The organism is Vulcanococcus sp. (genome assembly GCF_044369115.1).
In the GTDB taxonomy this organism is placed as follows: domain Bacteria; phylum Cyanobacteriota; class Cyanobacteriia; order PCC-6307; family Cyanobiaceae; genus Vulcanococcus.
Window position 1 is genome coordinate 1 of record NZ_JBIPMN010000155.1, and the last position, 6299, is coordinate 6299.

Genomic DNA, 6299 nt, shown 5'->3' on the forward strand with positions numbered 1-6299 from the left:
GAAGCAGGTGGCCGGCAAGGTGGGCGAGAACATCCAGGTGCGCCGTTTCGTGCGCTTCACCCTGGGTGAGGGCATCGAGGTGCAGAAGATGGACTTCGCGGCTGAAGTGGCTGCGATGCAGGCTGCCTGATGCGCGAGGAGGCCCAGCGCCAGATCAATCTGCTCCTGCAGCAGCAGGAGCAGCTGGCACCGGAGCTCTATCGCGACCTGGCCCTGTATCTCCAGGTGTTACGTGAAGGCCTGCTGCATGGCGTGCAGCAGGCCTGTTTTCATCTGGCCACTCAGGTGGTGCCCGATCGCTTCAACCAGCTGCCGCCACAACGGCGCCAGGCGTTTCAGCAGCGCCTTCAGGAGCTGGTGCAACGCACCGGCACCCTGCTCACGGTGGAGCAGGTGATCGGTCTGGCTGCACAGCAGCAGCGCCGTGAGCATCGACGCCAGCGCGCCCAACAGCAGCGGATGCTGGAGGCCTTTCTCAATGGCGACGGCGCCGACAACAGCGACGAGGGCGACAGCCGCGCAGCGGCAGCAGATGACGGGGCTGCACCGCCAGGGCCCAGTGCCAGCGGATCGGTGCATCTGAGCCTGGATCTGCCTGTTTCAGCTGATCTCTTTGATCGCGGGCTACCCGGCCTTGCCCTGTCACAGCCTGCATCGCAGTCACCCGCGCCGGAGCCCTCCCCCGAGGTGCCAGCGGACTCGCCGTCTTCGGAGCAGGCGTTGCTGCAGTCGCTGTTCCAAATGGCCGCCGAGGGTCTGCAAGCCAGCAGCAACACCCCAACACCCTCAGCTGATGCGCAGGCCGAGCAGGATGCCGAGCCCGCCGGTGAGGCGGCGATGCTCCTGGCCGCGCCTGCTGATCTCGACACGCGGGTCACCGCTGCATCGCTTCCCCGCGATCCACTGCTGCAGCTGCGCTGGTGGACCCATTTCGATCGCGCCCTACGCCGCCGGCTGCGCAACCTCTCCCATGCCATCAACGTGGAGATGCTGCGTCTGGGCCTGGCCCAGGGCTTGCTACCGATGAATCTGTTGGATGCCGTGCTCGATGGGCAGGTCGACGCACTGCCGGCCCCGGCCAACCTGCTGCGTCTGCCGTTGCCCTTGGGCCAGGTGCTCGGGCCCAATGCCCCCACTGAGGTGCTCACCCTGCTGCTGCGCTGCTCAGATCTCGAATACGAGCAACCTCGGCTGCGCACCTGCCGCAAGCGACTGGAGCAGCGCCGCCGCGCATTGCGCACAATGGCCAAGCGTTACCGCAGTTGGCAGCGCCGGCTGGATGCCCTCGAGGCTGAACATCAGTGGTATCAGGACCATGCTCACAACCTGAAGCCGGCGGCGGAGCATTCCTGAGCCTTCAGGCCTGGTTGCGGCCCCTGCAGCAGGGGTTGCAGCTGGAGGCTGATCATGGTTTTGGCAACCTGCAGGGCCGGCGTGAGCCCTTCCAAGCCTTTCTGAGCCGCAGCCTGCGCGAGGTGCCGCATCCCTTGCCTCCGCACCAGCAGCAACTGCTGAGCCAGCTCGCGGAACAGTTCGATGCCTACGGAGAGCTGAGCCAGGCCCGCCGTCAGGCTTTGGTGCGCCGCACCCGTCAGTCGCTGCATGAGCTGCAGCGAGCCCATGCTCCCGCGTTGCCGGTGTCTGCGCCGCGGTTGCGCCTGGTGTCCGATGCTCCCCAGCCCAGCGGCACGGTTGGTGTCATCCACCCCCAGACCCCGCTCAGTGAGATCAAGGGAGTCGGTCCCAAGAGCGCCGCGCGTCTCGCGGCCCTGGATCTGTGGGTGGCACGCGATCTGGTGCGGTATTACCCGCGCGACTATCTCGATTATTCGAATCTGGTGCGCATCGCAGCGCTGGAGCCAGGCCGCACCGCCACGATCGTGGCCACGGTGCGCCGCAGCCACAGCTTCACCAGCCCCCGCAACCCCAACCTCTCGATTCTCGAACTGCAGCTGGTGGACATCACCGGTCGCATTCGCATCTCCAAGTTTTTTGCTGGCAAACGCTTCAGTGCACCGGCCTGGCTGAAGGCCCAGCAGCGGCAATACCCCGCGGGCGCCACGGTTGCCGTGAGTGGTCTGGTGAAGGAAACCCCCTACGGCCCAGCTTTTCAGGATCCGCTGATGGAGGTGCTGGCCAGCCCCAATGCACCGGTGCAGAGTGAGCAAATCGGCCGCCTGCTGCCGGTGTACGGGCTTACCGAGGGGCTCACGGCCGATCGCTTGCGTGCATTGGTTCGGCCTCTGCTAGGGGCAGCCCAGCGTTGGCCGGATCCCTTGCCCCCGCGCCTGCAGCAGCAGGAAGATTTGGTGGATCTGGGTACGGCCCTCACCCAGATCCATGCCCCCAGCAACCAGGACACTCTGGCCAGTGCGCGGCGGCGCCTGGTGTTCGATGAATTCCTGCTGCTGCAGTTGGGTCTGCTGCAGCGCCGCCGTCTGCTCACCAGCCGCCCTGCTCCGGCCCTGAATCACCCCAACGGCAACCTGCTCACCGCCTTTCTGGAGCTGCTGCCGTTTCCCCTCACCGGTGCCCAGCAACGGGTGCTGGCGGAGATCCGCGCAGATCTGGAGCGCGAGCAGCCGATGGCCCGGCTGGTGCAGGGCGATGTGGGCAGCGGCAAAACTGTTGTGGCGATTGCCTCGCTGCTCACCGCCATCGAAGCCGGCTGCCAGGGTGCGCTGATGGCACCTACCGAGGTGCTCGCTGAGCAGCACTACCGCAAACTCTGTGAATGGCTGCCACAGCTGCACGTGAGCTGCGCCCTGCTCACCGGTTCAACGCCGGCCCGGCGCCGGCGGGAGCTTTTGGCTGATCTGAGCAACGGCACCCTGAAGATGCTCGTGGGCACCCATGCACTACTGGAGGATCCAGTTCAGTTTGCCCGATTGGGGCTGGTGGTGGTGGATGAGCAGCACCGCTTTGGCGTGCATCAGCGCAACCGCCTGCTCGATAAGGGTTTGCAGCCCCATCTGCTCACCATGACCGCCACGCCGATCCCGCGCACCCTGGCGCTCTCGTTGCACGGTGATCTTGAGGTCAGCCAGATCGATGAGCTCCCGCCGGGCCGCACACCGATTCGCACTGCCCTGCTTTCCGGAGGAGAGCGGGATCAGGCCTATCAGTTGATGCGTGAGCAGGTTGCTCTTGGCCAGCGCGCTTATGTGGTGCTGCCATTGGTGGAGGAATCAGAAAAGCTCGACCTGCGCTCTGCGGTGGAGGTGCATCAGCAGCTGAGTAGTCAGACCTTTCCCGATCTCCAGGTGGGCCTGCTGCACGGCCGTATGCCCAGCCACGAGAAGCAGGCGGCGATCGGTGCCTTTGCCGCGGGCGACACCCAGGTTTTGGTGAGCACCACGGTGGTGGAGGTGGGTGTGGATGTGCCGGAGGCCAGCGTGATGGTGATTGAGCATGCCGATCGCTTTGGCCTGGCGCAGCTGCACCAGCTGCGGGGGCGGGTGGGCCGTGGTGCGGCTGCCTCCTATTGCCAGTTGATCAACGACAGCCGCAATGCCCTGGCGCGTCAGCGGCTGGAGGTGCTGGTGCATTCCACCGATGGCTTCGAAATCGCAGAGATGGACCTGCGGCTACGGGGGCCCGGGCAGGTGCTGGGCACCCGCCAAAGCGGTCTACCCGACCTGGCGTTGGCCAGCCTCACCGATGACGGCGATGTGCTCGAGCAGGCACGCCGCGTGGCGCAGCAGATCATGGAGAGCGATCCCTGCCTGGAGGCCCACGCCGACCTGGCCGCCGCTCTGGCAGAGCAGCGCCAGCGCACAGCGGCCCCGGCACGTTTGAACTGAGCGCCATGCGCCCCTGGAGCCCGATCCCCATCCAAGACTGCGGCGAACCGCTTCTGCCGTTGCCGTCTGATCTGCTGCGGCTGGAGCCCCACCCCTACGTCGCGGCGGGTGCCCCCTACGGTGCTGAGTCCTGCCCGTTTTGCCTGCGACAGGGGGTGATCGAGCGTCTGCTTCAGGCGCAACGGTTGCTTCAGGAACGCAACACTGGCTGCCGCCTCGCCATTTTTGATGCCTGGCGGCCGCTGGCGGTGCAGCGGTTCATGGTGGCTTACGCCATCGCTGAGGAATGCAAGCGGCTTGGGGTGGATCCCCACCTGCCCAGTGCTGAGCTGGAGGCTGTGGAGCACGAGGTGGGGCGCTTCTGGGCACCTCCCAGCGATGATCCAGCCACACCTCCGCCCCATAGCACCGGAGCCGCAGTGGACCTCACCCTGGCGGGATCGGATGGAGCAACGCTGGATCTGGGTTCGCCGATCGATGCGATCGGTGCCGTGTCAGAACCTGATCACTTCGCTGTTGTCGCCAGGGAAGCCTGCGATTCTGAGCAGCGCAACCAGGCCATCCTGTTTCAGCAGCGCCGAGACCTGCTTGCTTCCGTGATGCTGGAAGCGGGATTTGCGCAACATCCCAACGAGTGGTGGCATTTCAGCCGTGGTGATCAACTCTGGGCCTGGCGCAGAGGCGACCACCAGGCCATCTACGGACGCTGGGTCTTCTCAAGCAGCTCCAGCTAGCAGCTCCTGCACCTGCTCACGGCCGAGCTTCACCACGTAATCGCCGAAGGAGCGGCGACCGCCGGCCGATTTCCAACCCAGCAGCAGTGGCTCCAGCGTGGTTTCCAGCTTCTCGAGGGGCATCCGCTCGAGGTACGGCTCCGCGAGGCGGGTGAGGTTAGGGGTGCCACCCAGCCAGAGTTGGTATTGATTCAAGCCGTCGCCCACCAGGCCGAGCTCGGCCATGTAGGGCCGGGCGCAGCCATTGGGGCAGCCGGTCATGCGCACCAGCATCGGTTTCTCGATCTCCAGCCGGCGTAGTTGGGCATCCAGGCGATCCAGCACCTCTGGCAGGATGCGCTCAGCTTCCGTTACTGCCAGGCCGCAGAGCGGAAGTGCGGGGCAGGCAATGGCATTGCGGGCGAGGAGCGGGGGCGCTTCCGGTGCCTCGATCCCCATCGCCTCAAGAGCCGAGCGCACACTGCCGCGCTGGGCGGTGCCGATGTTGCAAAGCAGTAGGTCTTGGTTGGGAGTCAGGCGCACCTCCAATTGGTAGGTCTCCACCAGTTGGCGCAGACCGCGCTTCAGGTCACCAGCAAGGCGGCCACACAACAGCGGAATGCCCACAAACCAGGTGCCGCTGCCCTGGCGGTGCCAGCCCAGGTAATCCTGGAGTTTGGCCTTGGGCTCCAGCCGCATGCCCTTGATCGGGTGCTGGAAATACTTGGCCTTGAGCTCCTGCTTGAACCAGGCAATCCCCTGATCGTGGATCAGGTATTTCATCCGCGAGTGGCGGCGGTTGTTGCGATCGCCGTAATCGCGTTGTAGCGCCAGGATCGCTTGTACCAGATCCAGCACATACTCAGCGTCCACGTAGCCGAGGGCGTCTGCGGTGCGCGCGAAGGTTTCTTCCTTGTTGTGGGTGCGGCCCATGCCACCGCCCACATACACGTTGCAACCGCGCAGGCTGCCGTTGGCATCGGCAAAGGCCACCAGGCCGATGTCTTGGGTGAGCAGATCCACCGAGTTGTCGCCGGGCACCGTCACGGCGCACTTGAACTTGCGGGGTAGATAGGTGGTGCCATACAGCGGCTCTTGGCTATCGCCGCTGAACACGCCGCCTTCCATCTGGCGCTCGCGCACCTTGTTCACCGCACGGGTCGGCTTGATCCGGTAGCTGAGTTCTCCATCCACCCAGAGATCCAGATAGGCCCCTTCGGCGGCAACGGGGCTCAAGGTGTCGGCTATGTCGTTCGCGAGTTGGCGAGCCGCGGGGTACGCGCCCTTATCAAAGGGGGCCGCGGGAGCCATCACGTTGCGGTTGATGTCGCCGCAGGCCGCCAGGGTGGAGCCCATCCCGCGCACGATCGTGCCGATCACCTCGCGCAGATTGTGCTTGCGGATGCCGTGCATCTGGAACGCCTGCCGCGTTGTGACCCGCAGGGTTCCGTTACCCAAACGATCAGCCAGATCGTCCATGGCCAGAAACAGCGAGGCCGGAATCCGGCCGGCTGGGCTGCGCAGCCGCAGCATCATTTGCCAATCTTTGTCTTGTCCCTTCTGCCGGTTATCGCGGTTGTCTTGTTGATAGCTGCCATGGAACTTCAGCAGTTGAACTGAGCTATCACTGAAGTTGGGCAGCTCGTTCTCGAGCTCGGTAGCCAAGGGTTCGCGCAGATAGCCGCTGTCGGCTTTCAGCTGCTCGAATTTGGTGCGTTCGGCGCCGTTGGCGATGCAAGGCGAGAAGCTTCGGCCGCTCTGAGATTCAGAGCTGCGCTCATCG

Annotated in this window: 4 protein-coding genes and 1 pseudogene; 4 read left to right on the top strand and 1 reads right to left on the bottom strand. The window is 65.0% G+C overall.

Features of this window, described 5'->3' with window-relative positions; genetic code table 11:
* The 4 genes and pseudogenes from ACIQ2E_RS11450 to ACIQ2E_RS11465 all read left to right on the top strand — a co-directional run.
* Positions 1-130, top strand: a pseudogene (locus ACIQ2E_RS11450) (elongation factor Ts); the annotation flags it as partial.
* Positions 130-1353 (top strand): hypothetical protein, encoded by a 1224-nt coding sequence (locus ACIQ2E_RS11455; protein ID WP_398330489.1) that lies wholly within the window; start codon positions 130-132, stop codon positions 1351-1353. The pseudogene ACIQ2E_RS11450 and the gene ACIQ2E_RS11455, both read left to right, overlap by 1 nt.
* A gap of 14 nt (positions 1354-1367) precedes the next feature.
* Complete coding sequence (recG, locus tag ACIQ2E_RS11460; RefSeq protein ID WP_398330492.1) at positions 1368-3803, top strand: ATP-dependent DNA helicase RecG; 2436 nt, start codon at positions 1368-1370, stop codon at positions 3801-3803.
* 5 nt (positions 3804-3808) lie between these two features.
* The gene (locus ACIQ2E_RS11465; protein WP_398330495.1) at positions 3809-4537 is read left to right on the top strand and encodes a M15 family metallopeptidase; all 729 of its coding nucleotides are present in this window, start codon (positions 3809-3811) and stop codon (positions 4535-4537) included.
* Here the strand turns inward: ACIQ2E_RS11465 and ACIQ2E_RS11470 are convergent.
* Entirely contained in the window at positions 4520-6250 is a 1731-nt protein-coding gene (locus tag ACIQ2E_RS11470; protein ID WP_398330498.1) for an NADPH-dependent assimilatory sulfite reductase hemoprotein subunit, read from the bottom strand. The genes ACIQ2E_RS11465 and ACIQ2E_RS11470 overlap by 18 nt on opposite strands.
* Between the last annotated feature and the right edge of the window lie 49 nt (positions 6251-6299).